Below are 15,607 nucleotides of genomic sequence, written 5' to 3'. Positions count from 1 at the left end.
GTGCATAAAAAAATAACCATCTGCCGATCAGATGGTTAGAAAATTTATATATCGTATAAACATTGTTCTTTTTGAATGTTTTCTCTCATGTGAATCACTTTTTCATAAAAATACGCCGCTTCTTTATATTGCTCATGGGCGCTTGTGTATATGGCAGCCTCCAAGGCGAAATCTTCAATATACACATACAGCGATTTTTCATTCATATAGTCAAACACTTCATGGATTAAGTCCATATTGAGGGATTCCAGGTAAAGCGCTTGTAAAAACTTATATTTCTCTAAACTGAATCGGTCGCCGCGTTCCTTCGCGATCGTGACCCCTTTTTCATAATAAGTAAGGGCCGCTTCGTCATCACGCAGCCTGAAAAGGGTGTGTGTTAAGCTGAACAGCGCCTTCGGAAGCTGTTCAAGCTGATGTTCTTCAAAAACGGGCACCGCTTTTCTAAAATAACGGGCCGCTTCAGCCAGATCACGCTTTTCAGAATAACAATTCCCCAGATTGTAAAGCGAAGACCCGATCAGGCGGGGCTGTCCTTCAAGCAAAGAAAGGCGGAGCGCTTCGTCTAAATGCTCAAGCGCTTTGTCGTAGTTTTTGCAGTCGATATAGTTTCCTGAGATGACGAAATGGCACTGTATTCTCCGCACTCTGTAAAAATCGTGTTTCATATATGTATCCAGCGCCTGAATCCCGTGATTCATGGAGAAATGAGTCTGCTTCATGACGTAAAACACTTCAGACATCTTGAAATGGAATTCCGCCCTCTCTATATCATCCTCGACAAATGAAAGGAGTTTTTCCGCTTTCCGGTAAAAAGAAATAGCCGCAACATAGTTATTCTGATCGAACTCATACATTCCTCTGAACAAATGGAAATAATACTCGGACAGTCCCGATATGCTGTCCGTGCTTTCGATCGTCTTTTGCAGCTCGCTGTACTGAATTTGAGATTGTTCGGTGAAATCCGGCTTGACGTAATCAAGCATAATATGATGGCGGTAGCTGATCAGCTGGTAATATAACAGCAGCAGCTGGTCTTCCTCCATACGTTGTATATCCTCATCAATTTCCTCTTTCAGCTTAATGGCATCAGCCGCTTGAAACGCTAAAATGTGCTTGTACCATTTGTTGATCTTGACTCCAACTTGAGATGACGGAATCTCGTATGCGGTCATGCCCCTTTCACAACCTTTTCTAATTTCTATTGGTTATATTTTAACATATTGTATGGCTTTGGAATTGAATAACTTGATCGTCCTGCATCAAAATTCCTATCATATATTTCGGCCGGCATCGGTTTTTTTTGAACAGGCCGGAGCTTCATTTGAATAAAAAAGCCTGCCCTTGTTCGGGCAAGCCTTTATTCATCCGCCTATATACGACATTTCCACTTTCTTTTTCCCATCTGTTTTAGAAAGCGCGCGGTCAATTGAATACTGATCCGTGCGATTTCTCCAGACAGAGGCGATGGATTCCGTCAATTCGTCATCAGTCAGGCCGCCGCGCACAAGCTTCCGCACATCGAAGCCGCTAGAAGCGAACAGGCACGTAAAAAGCTCGCCCCTTGCCGACAGACGCGCTCTGTTGCAGGAGGCGCAAAATGCATCCGAGACGGAGGAAATCACGCCGATTTCGCCGGAACCGTCGAGATAGCGGAATCTGGAAGCGACCTCTCCTTTATAATTCGCTTCTATCGGCTCCGCCGGCATGTGCTGATTGATCAGATCAATGATCTCAGCCTTCGTGATGACGTCTTTTTTATTCCATTGATTTGTATTGCCGACATCCATAAATTCAATAAACCGAAGAATATGACCCTTTTCTTTAAAATAGCGGGCCATCGGCAGGATGTCTTTTTCATTGACGCCCTTTTGAACAACCATATTGATTTTCACACCGAGTCCGGCCGCTTTTGCCGCTTCAATGCCCTCGAGCACCTTGTTCACCGAGACGCCGCGGCCGTTAATGGCCTTAAACCGCTCATCCTCTAAAGAATCAAGGCTGACGGTCACGCGATGCAGCCCCGCCTGCTTCAGCTTTTCCGCATACACGGGAAGCAGAGAGCCGTTCGTCGTCATCGCAATATCGTTAAGCCCCGGGATGCGCGCAAGCTTTTTGATCAATTCAGGCATATCTTTTCTCATCAGCGGCTCCCCGCCCGTCAGCCTGATTTTTTCAACGCCGAAGCGGCCGACAAACAGTTTGGCAAGCCGTTCAAGCTCCTCAAATGAGAGCAGTTCCGTCTTTTGCAGAAATGGATAATCCGGTCCGAACAGTTCGGCTGGCATACAGTACGTGCATCTGAAATTGCAGCGGTCGGTTACAGAGATACGGAGATCCCTGAGCGGCCTTTCCCTTTTGTCTGACACGCGGCGCGTTTCTGTATTCATAAGCCCAAGACCCCTTTCTATTGTTCAACCCGTTCAGGATGTGTGTATACGTTAAACGATCCGTTTCTGACAAAGCCTATCGCCGTCATGTTCAGCTCTTCCGCCATTTGCAGCGCAAGCTCCGTCGGCGCCGATTTTGAAATGACAATCGACACGCCGATTTTTGCGGCTTTCAATAAAACCTCTGAGGAAATCCGTCCGCTGAAGACAATCAGCTTGTCACGGACCGGCACTCCGTTTTTCAGGCAGTTGCCGTACAGCTTATCCAGCGCATTGTGGCGCCCGATATCCGTCCTCATGAAGAGCATCTTTTCCGTATCGCACAGCGCCGCATTATGGACGCCGCCCGTTTCCTGGAATGTGCCGCTTTCGCTTTGCATCTCCTTCATGAGGCGAAGACACGTTTCAGGAGTTATGGTGATGCGGCTGACGGCGGTTTTGGCCGTTTTCACATCCTGCTGAAAGTAAAAATGGCGGCCTTTCCCGCAGCATGAACCGATCACTCTCTTCGTATAGTCTTTTTGCTCAAGCACTTCGGGATTCGTCAGCTCCACATATGCAAATCCGAGACTTTCATCTATCGTAAAGCTTTTGATCTCTTTTTCAAAACGAATGACGCCTTCTGACGCGAGAAATCCGATAACGAGTTCCTCTAAGTGGTCGGGCGTGCAGACGAGCGTAACAAATTCCTGCCCGTTCACCATGACAGTCAATGGATACTCTGATACCATCCGATCTGCCGTTTTTGTTAATACCCCTTTTTCATAGCGGTATATTTCTCTTACCGCCGTTGTTTTTTCATCCACTGTTTTCCCCTCCGCAGTATCCTTCTCTTTTATTCTTCCATAATCCCTGTATTTTGTCGAATTTGCGGTTTAAAAAAAGAGCCCTCTTCGGACTCTATGTTTCGTTGCGATGATGTCTGCTCAAAATGGTGAATAAAATAACTGCGGCGATAATGGCCAATATACTGACAAATATGAAGGCGGCAAGCTTCAGAAAAATTCCTATCAGTACAAAAACGACTGCCGCCAGCACTAATATAATGCCTGCTCCTTTTAACAACAGCGTTCATCTCCTTTTAGTCGTATCATTCCCGCGGTTCCGTTTTCTAAACAAAAAAGACGCCGCGCGGGCGTCCTTTTTCAGCCTATTCTTTTGCTAAATCCTTTGCAGCGTCTTCCCAAGCCTGTTTGAACTCGTCCGCGCTGTCAGCTGAGACATACGTCCCGCCTCCTGCTTCCGCCGCTTTTTCAAGGCTTTCGCTTCCTTTCATGCCGAAGTTGAAGCCGATGATATTGACGATTGTGTTGACGTTCGCTTTACGGAGCTTTTGAATTTCAGCCTGAGGATTACCGCCGCATGTTTCTTCACCGTCTGTAATCAGGTATACGACGTTTTTCCCTTTAGCGCCGGCCCGCTCAAATTCTTCGCGCGTATCAGAAAGCGCTTTTGCTATCGGTGTCCAGCCTGTCGGTTTAATTTTGCTGAGTGATTGCTCAAACGGAGTCACGGCGTACGGCTGAAGTCCGTATAACGTTTCTGTCGCGTTACATGATACGGCTTTGCCGGAGTTTTTATTATTGCCCTTATGGCCGAATACCCGAAGCATCAGATTCGTGTCTTCAGGAAGAACTTTCGCAAAAGAGGTGACAGCATCTTTCGCAACATCTATTTTACGTTCTCCCCCCGTTTTTTGTATCATGCTTCCGCTTGCATCAAACAGCACAGCGACGTTGGTTTCCTCTTGCTTTTTCTCAGCCGCAAAAACAGGTGATCCGAGTGAGAGCGTCAAAAGTCCGACAATCCCCGCAGTAAACATTTTTTTCATTTCCTTCATTCCTCTCCATTTGTTTTTGCCGATGGGCCCCGGCTCTTCTCTATGCTAGTTTAGCTATTTGGAAAAAGATATAGGGCGTGATGCCTTTTGTAAGAACGGCGATATATGACCAAAAATGAACAGAATTATGCGCATCATCCTAAAAAGATTGGCTAAATGATGACAGTTTTAATGCCTTTTTCGCCCTTTTTGTAATATAAGTCCGGGATCTGATTCTTTTTACAGTTTTCTCTTCATCTCTTCATGAAAATTTTGTTAAATCAAACATAAAAAAAGGGCCGATAAACGGCACCTTTTTCTTATTCCGCTAATGATCTCGCTTCCATTGTAAAGATACGGTTCATATCCTTTTGGCTGTGAGCTTCGTAATATTTTCCTCCGCCCGCTCCGGCAATCGCGTGCAGCTGGCCGTTGAAGCCTTCCTTAAAGTCAAAACCGATCACGTTGACTTTAATATGATGTTTGCGAAGTTCTTTCGCCGTCTTAATAGGATCTCCGCCGCATGTCTCCTCACCGTCTGTCAACAGGTAAACGGATTTAAAGCCGAATTTATGAACACCGTTAAAAGAAGCCTTCGCATCTTCTAATGCTTTTGCAATCGGTGTCCAGCCTGTAGGCCCGATTCCGTTCAGAGAGTTGAGGAAGCTTTGTCTGTCAAACTTTTGGAACCCGTACACACCGCGAATGGCTTCACATGATTGAACTTTTCCGGAATTTTTATTATTGCCTTCCGAACCGAAAACCGTCATTCTGACTTGTGATGTAGACTTAATTCGATCCGCAAAACGGATGATTTCATCTTTTGCCATATTGTATTTAGATACGCCGTCTATCCGTTTCGCCATACTGCCGCTCGCATCAAGTAAAATGGCGGTATTGTTTCTGAATAAAAAAGTGTTCTCGTCTGCTTTCTCAGCAGCAAAAGCAGGAGATGCAGCAGTCAGCATCAATCCGAGCATAAGTATGAGTGAAAATGTTTTTTTCATTGCTTTTTCCCCTTTTCAATAGATTTACGTTCAACGCTGAACAATATTTATCGTAAATGAGATGAAAAGGGAAATAAATAGGACGGGCTTCCTCATTATTTTTGCGTACATTCACATAGAAGCGGCATTTTTATCAGTGATTTTCACCCGGTGCGCAGCCATCTATCCGCAATTGTCAGCCTTTAGCCTTTCGTTATATGAGTCCGTTGGTTGTTTTACCGTTTATGGAATAGTTTTCCGAAAAAGTAGACGCTGATGACAGCGTCTACTTTTTCGCCATATATTTGTTTAAAAATGAAGCGGCCTCGGAAATGTTCACTCCCTGATAGTAATGCTTGACGATGTCCGTCACGGATTTTCCCTGCTCCGCCATGTAATTGGCTCCGTACTGGCTCATGCCCACGCCATGGCCGAACCCCTTTGTCGTAATAGTGATGCTGCTCCCGTTTCGTTTCCATTCAAAGTCGGCAGAGCGGAGTCCGAGTTTTTCCCGGATGTCTCTGCCCTTCAGCTTCTTGCCGTTTATGACGGCCGTCGCCACTTGATGCCCCGGTGTTCTGGCCGTAATCTGCCCCACCGTGCTTTGTCCTGAAAGCTGCACGCCGAGCTTTTGCTGAAACTCAGACACACTGAAGGTCTGGGTGGCGAGATATTTAGGCGATTTCTTATCCCAAGGGCTTTTCACACTCTTTAAATAAGGAATGGCGCTTGTCCAATAGGCTTCCGCATTTTCCGTGTAGCCGTTGCTTGTAGAGAAAAAAGATGCCTCAATCGGTTTGTTGTCATACGTTAAAATCTTTCCTTGGGTGCCGGCCACCGCGTTTGTGATTTTCTTAAGGTTTTGTGCGTACTCAGAACCCCATTCTTTTTTCAGCTGGCTCTTGCTTTGATAGACTTGGAACATCTGTGTGTCATCCACCAGCGATCCTTTAGGCGCCTGAACGGCTGAGTCAGCGACCATCAGTCTGACGATGAATGTCCGGGCAGCGAGCGCCTGGGCTTTTAAGGCCTCCGGTTTAAAGTCAACGGGCATTTCGGAAGCTACAACTCCGGTCACGTACTCTTCAAGCGGAATGTTCTCTACAGAATGTTTGGATGTCCGATAAACCGGAATGGATACAGGTGATTCTTTCAATGTTTCTGCTCCTTTTGTCTCTCGTATGGTGTGTGCTGTTTTGTGTCCGGGCTCTTTATTCGCGGCCGCTCCTTTTTCTGCCTGAAACGGAAGAACGAGAATGGTGGGAACAAGAAGAATAAGTACACATAGCCCGGATAGTAGAAATACAATGGGTTTCATATATCAGCTGCCTCCTGCTTGGGATTCGACTCTACTTCATCTTATGGGCAGGGACAAGCTAATATGACTTCCTTTTGGACAGAATCTTTATTCGATTTTTCACGCCAAAAACGTATTCTTTTTTGAAAATCAGAGCATAATAATGATGATAAACCCTATAAAAAAAACAGTATGCCAGATTGACATACTGTTTTTATAACCTTTATGCGTTTAAGTCAGTAACGGCTTCTTTGCTTTCTTGTTCAGCGGCCGTTTCATCAACGACACGCTCAATGTCAGCGCCGAGAGCCGCAAGTTTTTTATGGAAATCCACATAACCGCGATCCAAGTGCTTCAGTTCCGTAACGCGTGTATGACCTTCAGCCACTAATCCCGCAAGAATCAGCGCCGCGCCCGCACGCAGGTCCGTAGCGGCAACTTCTGCGCCTTGCAGCTGTACAGGACCGTTAATGATCACAGAACGTCCTTCAATTTTAATGTCGCCATTCATCCGGCGGAATTCTTCAGCATGCATAAAACGGTTTTCAAACACAGTTTCAGTAATCATGCTTGTTCCGCTCGCACGGAGAAGCAGCGCCATCATTTGCGACTGCATGTCAGTCGGGAATCCGGGGTGAGGCATCGTTTTGATGTCGATCGGCTTCAGCTGGGCAGGACCGATGACACGAAGGCCTTCTCCTTCATCCGTAATTTTGACTCCCATTTCTTCCATCTTCGCAATTAAAGACGTAAGATGCTCAGGAACCGCACCTTTTACTAATACATTTCCTTCCGTGATAGCCGCAGCCACCATAAAAGTACCCGCTTCAATACGGTCAGGAATGATATTATGTCTTACGCCGCGAAGCTTCTCGACACCTTCAATTTTAATGGTGCCTGTGCCGGCTCCGCGGATTTTTCCGCCCATCGCATTGATATAGTTCGCTAAGTCAACGATTTCAGGCTCTTTTGCCACGTTTTCAAGCGTTGTTGTTCCTTCAGCTAATGCAGCTGCCATAATCAAGTTTTCTGTCGCACCCACACTTGGGAAATCTAAATAGATTTTTGCGCCCTGCAGACGGCCTTCCACTTCCGCTTCAATAAAGCCGTTGCCTACTTTGATTTTTGCACCCATTGCTTCAAAGCCTTTTAAATGCTGGTCAATCGGTCTTGAACCGATAGCGCAGCCGCCCGGAAGCGCTACTCTTGAATGACCCGTACGGGCTAATAGAGGGCCCATTACAAGCACTGACGCGCGCATTTTACGCACATATTCAAAAGGTGCTTCTGTTTCTAAAGCGTAAGAAGCGTTTACGGTAACTTCATTATTCTCAAAATGCACATCTGCTCCTAAATGACGCAACACTTCATTAATTGTATATACATCGGAGAGCGTAGGTACATCACATATTACGCTTTTTTCTTCACTTGCTAATAAAGATGCAGCGATAACAGGTAAAACGGCATTTTTTGCTCCTTCAACTTTCACTGTGCCGTTTAACTTCTGACCGCCGCGGACGATGATTTTTTCCAAGGTATTCCCCTCCGCGTCCCTATATTCTCTATATTAATATTCAGTTGTCACGATTGGTGTGCCAACCGTAACGGTATGTTTTTCGCCCATTCCCGCACTTCTAAGCGCAATTTGCACATTCATCTTATGTTTAGATGTCATGATGTAATCTGTCCACTTATATGTAAATGCAGAAACAGAAACGAAATGAGGCTCAACTACATGTTCAACTGGACTTGCTTCAAATTCTTTCATGAGCTGTTCTGCTTTTTTTTGCAAAACAATACTCATATTATCATTTAAATGACCCTTTAGACAAGTAAAAATAAATACTTTATTTTGAAATATGTCATGTGCCTGCCGTTCAAACTGTTCATATGTATCATTCCAGTTTTCCGGTTGCTCCGGGCTCATTTGCTCATATAATAAATACGAAGTTGGGTTCTGGTTTTTGAGGGTAGTGACGAGCTGCAGTTTAAAAGTTGTATGATTTTTTTTGTCAGAATACGTGCCGACAGCCTTTACAATTTTATCTTCTTGAGCGGTTTCCCACTGATATTGCGGATTCTGCGTCTTCAGTTCTTTCACCTTGTCATCAAATTCACTCAGTGACAGGTTCAGATTTTCTTTCGCATGAAGCGTCCACTCATCTACAGTGACATGCTGCCGCTCCATTCCTTCAGCAATCTGGGCAAGCGGAGACAGCTCACTTGCATGAATGGAATGAAATACCGCAATTAAGGCGCTTAAAAAAACAAAAAACAAGATGATACGGCCTGCTCTTTTTTTCTTCATATCGATCTCTCCCCCTTACTCCCATTTTTGCCGGAGCCGGGGAAAGCGATACATGGAAAACTTCGTCAAAACTCGCCAAACGGGTGAAGAAAAATTGGTTTCTCCCCCAGCGATTCCCTTCATTTCAACTGACGAAAAACCTTAAAACAAGTATGGAAGCTGCTTCGAATAGGTAAGATAATCTAAAAAGAAGTCAGCGACTGCCGTTCCGATCGCAATGGTAAGAAGAATAATCAGCAGCCTTGCCTGCACTATTTTTCCTTTTCGGATCAGCGGATCAAAGTTGACGGCCTGAAGCGCCCACCATGTCACCGCAATGCATACCAGATGAACCAGAATGCTGATTGCGGCCTGCTGCCCCAATACATTCACACATTCCATCTCCTTTCATTTTTTCCGCCCCTCATATCCTCTCTTATTATATAAGAAGAAAAGAGAAAGATGATCATTTTCACAGCAGAATTTTTATCCAAAATTAGGGGCAATCTCCGCTTAAATGTCCGTTCTCCCGCATGGTATACTTTTTTGGAAAGGAGATGGGAATATGAATCATTCCTTTTTTCATCCGGAAAAGCAGTATGGAGAATCACTGCCCGTATTTGACCACGAGTGGGAAGCGATAGCATTCTACTATGATTATAGACAGTCTCAAACAGAGGAACTGAAAGAATTATGTCAGTTTTTCAACATTTCTCTTGATTATTCACACGGAAGCCTGAAGAAATTAGAAGCTCTCTACTTCCGCAGCATAAAAGAGCTGCTATTGGCGGACTGGAATCTGCCGATTGACGAATTTGAGAAAATGCTCAGTGTGTATGTCATTGATTGCGCCATCAGACACCATGACGATGCCGAATGGGTCGTTAAACCTTATCCGTATACGGACGGCGCCTATACGACGGGCGTGCGAAGAGGAAACAAAACGTGGCACACTGACAACTGCTGTGAACATTTATATCTGCAAAAAGAAGAGGATCATCCGCTTATCGGCGTCTATGAATCTCTTATGCGTTAATATAGAAAAAGAATCCTTCTCAGACAGCCGAGAAGGATTCTTTTTTAGTTTCCTGCAACATCCAATCTGTTTACAGCCCGCTGTAACGCAAGCTCAGCCCGACGAATGTCAGTATCATCTGATCGTTTGTTCAAACGGTCTTCCGCCCGCTTTTTCGCAGCAAGGGCGCGCTCTTTATCAATGCTGTCCGCAGTTTCAGCGGCTTGTGCAAGGATAGTGACCTGATCAGGGCGGACTTCTAAAAATCCGCCGCTGACAGCCGCCAAGTCAGTCTGTCCGTCTTTTTTTAGGCGGACAGCGCCGATTTTAAGCGGAGCCACGGTCGGAATATGGCCCGGCAAGATACCGAGATCACCGCTCTCGGCTCTTACGCTTACCATTTCAATATCAGCATCATATACTGGGCCGTCGGGAGTAACGATATTGACTTTAACGGTCTTCATGCTTTTACCCTCCTAGGACCAGATTAAACTTCTACACCCATCTCTTTTGCATTCTCAATGACTTCTTCAATGCGTCCCACAAGACGGAATGCATCTTCCGGAAGATGGTCATATTTACCGGAAAGGATTTCTTTAAAGCCTTTAACTGTTTCTTTAACAGGCACGTAAGAACCCTTTTGTCCCGTAAACTGCTCAGCTACGTGGAAGTTTTGAGAAAGGAAGAACTGGATACGGCGTGCGCGGTGAACGACAAGCTTGTCTTCTTCACCCAATTCATCCATACCGAGAATTGCGATAATATCCTGCAGTTCTTTGTAACGCTGAAGCGTTGACTGAACTTCACGCGCCACCGCATAATGCTCTTCTCCGACAATTTCCGGAGCAAGCGCGCGGGAAGTGGAAGCCAGCGGATCAACCGCAGGGTAGATACCCATCTCAGTTAATTTACGCTCAAGGTTAGTCGTTGCGTCCAAGTGAGCGAACGTCGTCGCCGGAGCCGGGTCAGTATAGTCATCGGCAGGCACGTAGATCGCCTGGATAGATGTAACTGAACCAACGTTTGTAGACGTAATACGCTCTTGAAGCTGACCCATTTCTGTCGCAAGCGTCGGCTGATAACCAACCGCAGAAGGCATACGGCCGAGAAGCGCGGAAACCTCTGAACCCGCTTGTGTGAAACGGAAAATGTTATCGATAAAGAACAGTACGTCCTGTCCTTGTTTATCACGGAAATGCTCAGCCATTGTAAGACCAGTCAGTGCTACACGCATACGTGCGCCCGGCGGCTCGTTCATTTGTCCGAAGACCATGGCTGTTTTCTTGATAACGCCTGAATCGCTCATTTCGTAGAAAAGGTCGTTCCCTTCACGAGTACGCTCTCCTACACCGGCGAATACGGAAATACCGCCGTGCTCTTGCGCGATGTTGTTGATTAATTCCTGGATTAATACGGTTTTACCTACACCGGCACCGCCGAACAATCCGATTTTACCGCCCTTGATGTAAGGAGCGAGCAGGTCAACGACCTTAATTCCCGTTTCAAGAATTTCAACCTCAGTTGAAAGCTGATCGAATGAAGGAGCTGATCTGTGGATCGGGTCCTTTTGAGCATCCGCAGGCAGCGGTTCATTTAAATCAATTTTATCTCCCAGTACGTTAAATACGCGTCCGAGAGTCACATCACCGACAGGAACGGAAATCGGAGCACCTGTATCAACTGCTTCCATTCCGCGCTGAATTCCGTCCGTAGATGCCATGGCAATTGTACGGACTGTATCATCGCCTAAATGAAGAGCAACCTCTAGCGTTAGATCGATGCCTACTTCATTTTCGCCTGTAGCTGGCTGTGAAACTTTAATCGCATTATAAATCGCAGGCAAGTGGCCGTCCTCGAAACGTACGTCGACAACCGGTCCAAGCACCTGACTTACGCGTCCTTTCTTCATCGCTATCCCTCCTGACAAAATCTTTCTATTCTAAAGCGGCTGCACCGCCGACAATTTCGGTAATTTCTTGTGTAATCGCCGCTTGACGCGCGCGGTTATATGAAAGCGAAAGTGAATCAATGAGTTCTTTCGCATTATCAGTCGCATTTTTCATTGCTGTCATTCTCGCAGCGTGTTCACTTGCTTTACTGTCAAGAAGCGCGCCGTAAATTAAGCTTTCCGCATATTGAGGAAGCAGCACTTCGAGCACCTCTTCTTCATCCGGTTCGAACTCGTAAGAAGCCGTGCGCTTCCCGCCGCTCGTTCCGAAATCCGTTAAAGGCAGCACTTTTTTCTCCGTCACTTCCTGTGAAATCGCACTGACGAAATGGTTATACACCAAATGCAGTTCATCAAAAGCGCCGTCGATAAACATTTGAACCGTCTGACGGGTCAAATCCTTAATCTGAGCAAAAGTGACCTCGTCGCCAAGCCCCACTAACTCAGACAAAATCGGCATTTCCCGTTTTTTGAAGAAATCGCGGCCGACTCTGCCGATTGCAATCACCGTGTATTCATCTTTAGACTGATGGCGTTCTTGAATGGTGCGGTAAGCGTTTCGCAAAACCGAACTGTTAAACGCACCCGCAAGCCCGCGGTCAGACGTAATGACGAGATACGCCGTCTTTTTCACTTCTCTTGAGACAAGCATCGGGTGTTTCGCGTTTTTCGCGCCTTTTCCGACGTTAAACACAACCTCCTGGATCTTATCCATATACGGAGCAAATGACTTCGCGTTGGTTTCCGCACGGTTCAGCTTCGCAGCGGATACCATCTGCATGGCTTTTGTAATCTGGCTTGTTTTTTTCGTTGACGTGATCCTTGACTTAATATCGCGTAATGAGGCCAAAGATTTCACCACCTTTATTCTTCATTTGCGTAAAAAGAGAGAAAAAGAGAACCTTTTTCTCTCATCTTCTAAGGGTTAGTTGCTTGGTGCAAATGTGCGTTTGAAGCCTTCGATTGCAGCTTTGAAGTCTTCATCAGCAGGAAGGTTTCCTGTTTTCGCAATGCCGTCAAGCAGATCTTTATGGTTTTGATCAAGGTACATGTAGTACTCTTCTTCAAAACGTCTGATATCCGCAACCGGAATATCATCAAGATATCCTTTTGTCAGCGCATAAAGAATGGCTACCTGTTTTTCAACCGGAAGCGGCTTATTCAAGTCTTGTTTCAGCACTTCAACTGTACGCGCACCGCGGTTCAGTTTCGCCTGAGTCGCCTGGTCAAGATCAGATCCGAATTGGGCGAATGCTTCAAGTTCACGGTATGAAGCAAGGTCAAGACGCAATGTTCCCGCTACCTTCTTCATCGCTTTGATTTGGGCTGATCCGCCGACACGGGATACGGATAATCCGGCATTGATCGCAGGACGCACGCCTGAGAAGAATAAGTCGGATTGAAGGAAAATCTGTCCGTCAGTAATGGAAATGACGTTTGTCGGGATATAAGCGGAGATATCTCCTGCTTGTGTTTCGACGAACGGCAGCGCCGTAATTGATCCTGCGCCTTTAGCGTCACTCAGCTTGGCTGCGCGCTCAAGCAGACGGGAGTGAAGATAGAATACATCCCCAGGGAATGCTTCACGGCCCGGCGGACGGCGAAGAAGCAATGACAGCTCACGGTAAGCGGCCGCTTGTTTGGATAAATCATCATATACGACGAGAACGTGCTTGCCGTTGTACATGAATTCTTCACCCATTGTCACCCCTGCATACGGTGCAAGGTAAAGAAGCGGAGCCGGCTGTGAAGCAGACGCCGTCACAACAATCGTGTAATCAAGCGCGCCATGCTTACGAAGTGTTTCCACCACGCCGCGTACTGTAGATTCTTTTTGACCGATCGCTACATACACACAGATCATGTCTTGGTCTTTTTGGTTTAAGATTGTATCAATCGCAACAGATGTTTTACCTGTCTGACGGTCCCCGATAATCAGCTCACGCTGTCCGCGGCCGATCGGAATTAACGCGTCGATCGCTTTGATACCCGTTTGCAGCGGCTCATGTACCGATTTACGGTCCATTACGCCTGGTGCCTGGCTTTCGATCGGGCGGGTTTTGCTTGTCAGAATCGGGCCCATTCCGTCTACCGGCTGTCCGAGCGGGTTGACGATACGTCCGATTAATTCTTCACCTACAGGAACTTCCATGATGCGGCCCGTTCTTTTGACCTCATCACCTTCACGGATATCTCTGTAAGGTCCTAAGATAACGATACCTACGTTGGATTCTTCAAGGTTTTGAGCCATACCCAAAACGCCGTTTGAAAACTCAACAAGTTCACCGGCCATACAATTGTCAAGGCCGTGCACACGCGCAATACCGTCTCCGACTTGGATGACTGTACCTACGTCATGAACTTCAATTTCAGATTGGTAATTTTGAATTTGCTGCTTTATCAGCGTGCTAATCTCTTCAGCTTTGATGCTCACTTAGGTTTCACCCCTTCTATCGATTTCCTCCGGCAAGTTGACGTTCCATGCGCTCAAGCTTTCCGCTCACGCTTCCGTCATAAATCCGGTTTCCAATGCGGACTTTAATGCCGCCTATTAAATCCGTCTGCACTTCATTTCTGATTCTGAGCGAAGCGATTCCGGCTTTTTTTGCAAACACTTGAGATAATGATAACATTTCCGCTTCTGACAGCGGTTTTACTGAATAAACAACCGCATCCTCTGTCTGACGGGCCTGATTGGCAAGTTTGATAAACTCGTCTGTGAGATCAGGCACAATCGAAGACCGGCGGCGGTCAATCAGAAGAAAAATCGTATGCAGCACAGACTCAGACAGTGCGCCGAACGATTGCTGAATCAGCTCTTTTTTCTTAGCAGCCGATACCTTCGGATGGCTTAACACTTCCTGTAATCCGGCTTCGTTCCGGAAAACTTCTTTTAGTACGGTAAGCTCTTCTTCGATTTCATTGATTTGAGAAGTCTCAACGGCAATGTCGAAAAGCGCTGACGCGTATCGTTTAGAGACAGCAGATCCACTCATCGGCTCTCTCCTACCTCTTTAAGATAGTCCTGAATCAGTTTCTCCTGGGCTTGTTCATCAAGCTCTTTTTCGATCACTTTCGATGCGATTAAGACAGAAAGTGATGCGACTTGCTCGCGAAGTGCGGAAACCGCTTGTTCTTTTTCTTTGACAATTTCGGTTCTCGCCGCTTCTTTTAATCTTTCAGACTCGGCGCGCGCAGCCTGGATAATATCTTCCTTCTGCTTTTCACCCAGTTTTTTCGCATTTTCAATGAGTGATTGTGATTCCTGTTTCGCTTCTTTTAAAAGAACGCGCTGCTCTTCAATCAGCTTCTGCGCTTCTTTATTTCTTTCTTCAGCGGACGTAATTTCGCCGGTGATATGATCTTCACGCTGTTTCATTATATTTAATAGCGGTCCAAGAGCGAATTTCTTGAGAAGCGCTAATAAAACTAACATAGCTAACAATTGGAATAGGATATCTCCGCCGTTAAACGACAGTCCTAATTCAAGAGGTAATTGAGACATCTACTACGGCAACTCCCTTCTGCAGGTTTTCTCTGCTGATAAAAGCCGTTTCAAGACGGCCTGCTTATCAGACATAAAGCAATGGCGAAGGTTCTCTTAGAGTGATCTTCGCCATTTTTAGTTCATATAAGGCTTTTATGCTTAGCCAAAGAACGCTAAGAACGCGATAACGACAGCGATAATTGGAAGGGCCTCAACCAATGCGATACCCATGAACATAAGAGTTCTAAGTTCTTTTCCTGCTTCCGGCTGACGGGCAATTCCCTCTACCGTACGTGAAACAATCAAACCGTTACCAATACCTGCACCAAGTGCACCTAAACCGATTGCAATCGCAGCTGCTATTAAATTCATGAAAAA

The 15,607-nt window shown here is 46.0% G+C and carries 18 protein-coding genes; 1 reads left to right on the top strand and 17 read right to left on the bottom strand.

Annotation, left to right across the window (positions count from 1 at the left end):
• Positions 1 to 44 precede the first annotated feature (44 nt).
• From Y79_RS0110620 to Y79_RS0110570, 10 genes are all read right to left on the bottom strand, one after another.
• Complete coding sequence (locus tag Y79_RS0110620) at positions 45 to 1,175, bottom strand: response regulator aspartate phosphatase (RefSeq protein WP_016937656.1); 1,131 nt, start codon at positions 1,173 to 1,175, stop codon at positions 45 to 47.
• A gap of 189 nt (positions 1,176 to 1,364) precedes the next feature.
• A complete protein-coding gene (gene moaA / locus Y79_RS0110610; protein ID WP_016937655.1) occupies positions 1,365 to 2,390 on the bottom strand; it encodes a GTP 3',8-cyclase MoaA in 1,026 nt (341 codons plus the stop codon).
• 17 nt (positions 2,391 to 2,407) lie between these two features.
• A complete protein-coding gene (fdhD, locus tag Y79_RS0110605; RefSeq protein WP_016937654.1) occupies positions 2,408 to 3,196 on the bottom strand; it encodes a formate dehydrogenase accessory sulfurtransferase FdhD in 789 nt (262 codons plus the stop codon).
• Positions 3,197 to 3,290: 94 nt separating this feature from the next.
• Positions 3,291 to 3,455, bottom strand: coding sequence for a hypothetical protein (locus tag Y79_RS1000000121500; RefSeq protein WP_003151191.1), 165 nt, complete (start codon positions 3,453 to 3,455; stop codon positions 3,291 to 3,293).
• Positions 3,456 to 3,540: 85 nt separating this feature from the next.
• The gene (locus tag Y79_RS0110595) at positions 3,541 to 4,221 is read right to left on the bottom strand and encodes a VWA domain-containing protein (RefSeq protein ID WP_016937653.1); all 681 of its coding nucleotides are present in this window, start codon (positions 4,219 to 4,221) and stop codon (positions 3,541 to 3,543) included.
• A 308-nt stretch (positions 4,222 to 4,529) separates the two neighbouring features.
• Entirely contained in the window at positions 4,530 to 5,216 is a 687-nt protein-coding gene (locus Y79_RS0110590) for a vWA domain-containing protein (protein ID WP_016937652.1), read from the bottom strand.
• Between the two features lie 265 nt (positions 5,217 to 5,481).
• Positions 5,482 to 6,513 (bottom strand): stage II sporulation protein D, encoded by a 1,032-nt coding sequence (spoIID, locus tag Y79_RS0110585; protein WP_016937651.1) that lies wholly within the window; start codon positions 6,511 to 6,513, stop codon positions 5,482 to 5,484.
• 202 nt (positions 6,514 to 6,715) lie between these two features.
• Positions 6,716 to 8,026: a UDP-N-acetylglucosamine 1-carboxyvinyltransferase gene (gene murA, locus Y79_RS0110580; protein ID WP_016937650.1), complete on the bottom strand. Its 1,311-nt coding sequence runs from the start codon at positions 8,024 to 8,026 to the stop codon at positions 6,716 to 6,718.
• Between the two features lie 33 nt (positions 8,027 to 8,059).
• The gene (locus Y79_RS0110575) at positions 8,060 to 8,800 is read right to left on the bottom strand and encodes a YwmB family TATA-box binding protein (protein WP_016937649.1); all 741 of its coding nucleotides are present in this window, start codon (positions 8,798 to 8,800) and stop codon (positions 8,060 to 8,062) included.
• A gap of 141 nt (positions 8,801 to 8,941) precedes the next feature.
• Complete coding sequence (locus Y79_RS0110570; RefSeq protein WP_007614366.1) at positions 8,942 to 9,172, bottom strand: DUF1146 family protein; 231 nt, start codon at positions 9,170 to 9,172, stop codon at positions 8,942 to 8,944.
• Positions 9,173 to 9,344: 172 nt separating this feature from the next.
• On the opposite strand from Y79_RS0110570, the gene Y79_RS0110560 reads away from it, so the two are divergent.
• Positions 9,345 to 9,815: a hypothetical protein gene (locus Y79_RS0110560; RefSeq protein ID WP_016937647.1), complete on the top strand. Its 471-nt coding sequence runs from the start codon at positions 9,345 to 9,347 to the stop codon at positions 9,813 to 9,815.
• 44 nt (positions 9,816 to 9,859) lie between these two features.
• On the opposite strand, the gene Y79_RS0110555 is transcribed toward Y79_RS0110560, so the two are convergent.
• The 7 genes from Y79_RS0110555 to atpE form a co-directional block, all read right to left on the bottom strand.
• Positions 9,860 to 10,258, bottom strand: a complete 399-nt coding sequence (locus Y79_RS0110555) for a F0F1 ATP synthase subunit epsilon (RefSeq protein ID WP_013353907.1) — start codon at positions 10,256 to 10,258, stop codon at positions 9,860 to 9,862.
• Between the two features lie 23 nt (positions 10,259 to 10,281).
• The gene (gene atpD, locus Y79_RS0110550) at positions 10,282 to 11,703 is read right to left on the bottom strand and encodes a F0F1 ATP synthase subunit beta (protein ID WP_016937646.1); all 1,422 of its coding nucleotides are present in this window, start codon (positions 11,701 to 11,703) and stop codon (positions 10,282 to 10,284) included.
• Positions 11,704 to 11,728: 25 nt separating this feature from the next.
• The gene (gene atpG, locus Y79_RS0110545) at positions 11,729 to 12,592 is read right to left on the bottom strand and encodes an ATP synthase F1 subunit gamma (protein WP_003151172.1); all 864 of its coding nucleotides are present in this window, start codon (positions 12,590 to 12,592) and stop codon (positions 11,729 to 11,731) included.
• A 75-nt stretch (positions 12,593 to 12,667) separates the two neighbouring features.
• The gene (gene atpA, locus Y79_RS0110540; RefSeq protein ID WP_016937645.1) at positions 12,668 to 14,176 is read right to left on the bottom strand and encodes a F0F1 ATP synthase subunit alpha; all 1,509 of its coding nucleotides are present in this window, start codon (positions 14,174 to 14,176) and stop codon (positions 12,668 to 12,670) included.
• A 16-nt stretch (positions 14,177 to 14,192) separates the two neighbouring features.
• Positions 14,193 to 14,738 (bottom strand): F0F1 ATP synthase subunit delta, encoded by a 546-nt coding sequence (locus Y79_RS0110535; RefSeq protein WP_003151169.1) that lies wholly within the window; start codon positions 14,736 to 14,738, stop codon positions 14,193 to 14,195.
• The gene (atpF, locus tag Y79_RS0110530; protein ID WP_016937644.1) at positions 14,735 to 15,247 is read right to left on the bottom strand and encodes a F0F1 ATP synthase subunit B; all 513 of its coding nucleotides are present in this window, start codon (positions 15,245 to 15,247) and stop codon (positions 14,735 to 14,737) included. Before atpF ends, Y79_RS0110535 begins: the two co-directional genes overlap by 4 nt.
• A 141-nt stretch (positions 15,248 to 15,388) precedes the next feature.
• Entirely contained in the window at positions 15,389 to 15,601 is a 213-nt protein-coding gene (gene atpE / locus Y79_RS0110525; RefSeq protein ID WP_003151167.1) for a F0F1 ATP synthase subunit C, read from the bottom strand.
• Between the last annotated feature and the right edge of the window lie 6 nt (positions 15,602 to 15,607).

Source organism: Bacillus siamensis KCTC 13613 (assembly GCF_000262045.1).
Lineage (GTDB): Bacteria > Bacillota > Bacilli > Bacillales > Bacillaceae > Bacillus > Bacillus siamensis.
Note: the sequence above shows the minus strand (reverse complement) of the source record. Positions and strands in the feature narration are given on the sequence as shown.

Bases quoted from the DNA above. Each gene is read 5' to 3' on its own strand.
- Y79_RS0110590 (WP_016937652.1), bottom strand. From the start codon at position 5,216: ATGAAAAAAACATTTTCACTCATACTTATGCTCGGATTGATGCTGACT.
- Y79_RS0110620 (WP_016937656.1), bottom strand. From the start codon at position 1,175: ATGACCGCATACGAGATTCCGTCATCTCAAGTTGGAGTCAAGATCAAC.
- atpD (WP_016937646.1), bottom strand. From the start codon at position 11,703: ATGAAGAAAGGACGCGTAAGTCAGGTGCTTGGACCGGTTGTCGACGTA.
- Y79_RS0110535 (WP_003151169.1), bottom strand. From the start codon at position 14,738: ATGAGTGGATCTGCTGTCTCTAAACGATACGCGTCAGCGCTTTTCGAC.
- Y79_RS0110555 (WP_013353907.1), bottom strand. From the start codon at position 10,258: ATGAAGACCGTTAAAGTCAATATCGTTACTCCCGACGGCCCAGTATAT.
- Y79_RS0110595 (WP_016937653.1), bottom strand. From the start codon at position 4,221: ATGAAAAAAATGTTTACTGCGGGGATTGTCGGACTTTTGACGCTCTCA.
- Y79_RS0110575 (WP_016937649.1), bottom strand. From the start codon at position 8,800: ATGAAGAAAAAAAGAGCAGGCCGTATCATCTTGTTTTTTGTTTTTTTA.
- atpE (WP_003151167.1), bottom strand. From the start codon at position 15,601: ATGAATTTAATAGCAGCTGCGATTGCAATCGGTTTAGGTGCACTTGGT.
- moaA (WP_016937655.1), bottom strand. From the start codon at position 2,390: ATGAATACAGAAACGCGCCGCGTGTCAGACAAAAGGGAAAGGCCGCTC.
- Y79_RS0110560 (WP_016937647.1), top strand. From the start codon at position 9,345: ATGAATCATTCCTTTTTTCATCCGGAAAAGCAGTATGGAGAATCACTG.
- spoIID (WP_016937651.1), bottom strand. From the start codon at position 6,513: ATGAAACCCATTGTATTTCTACTATCCGGGCTATGTGTACTTATTCTT.
- atpF (WP_016937644.1), bottom strand. From the start codon at position 15,247: ATGTCTCAATTACCTCTTGAATTAGGACTGTCGTTTAACGGCGGAGAT.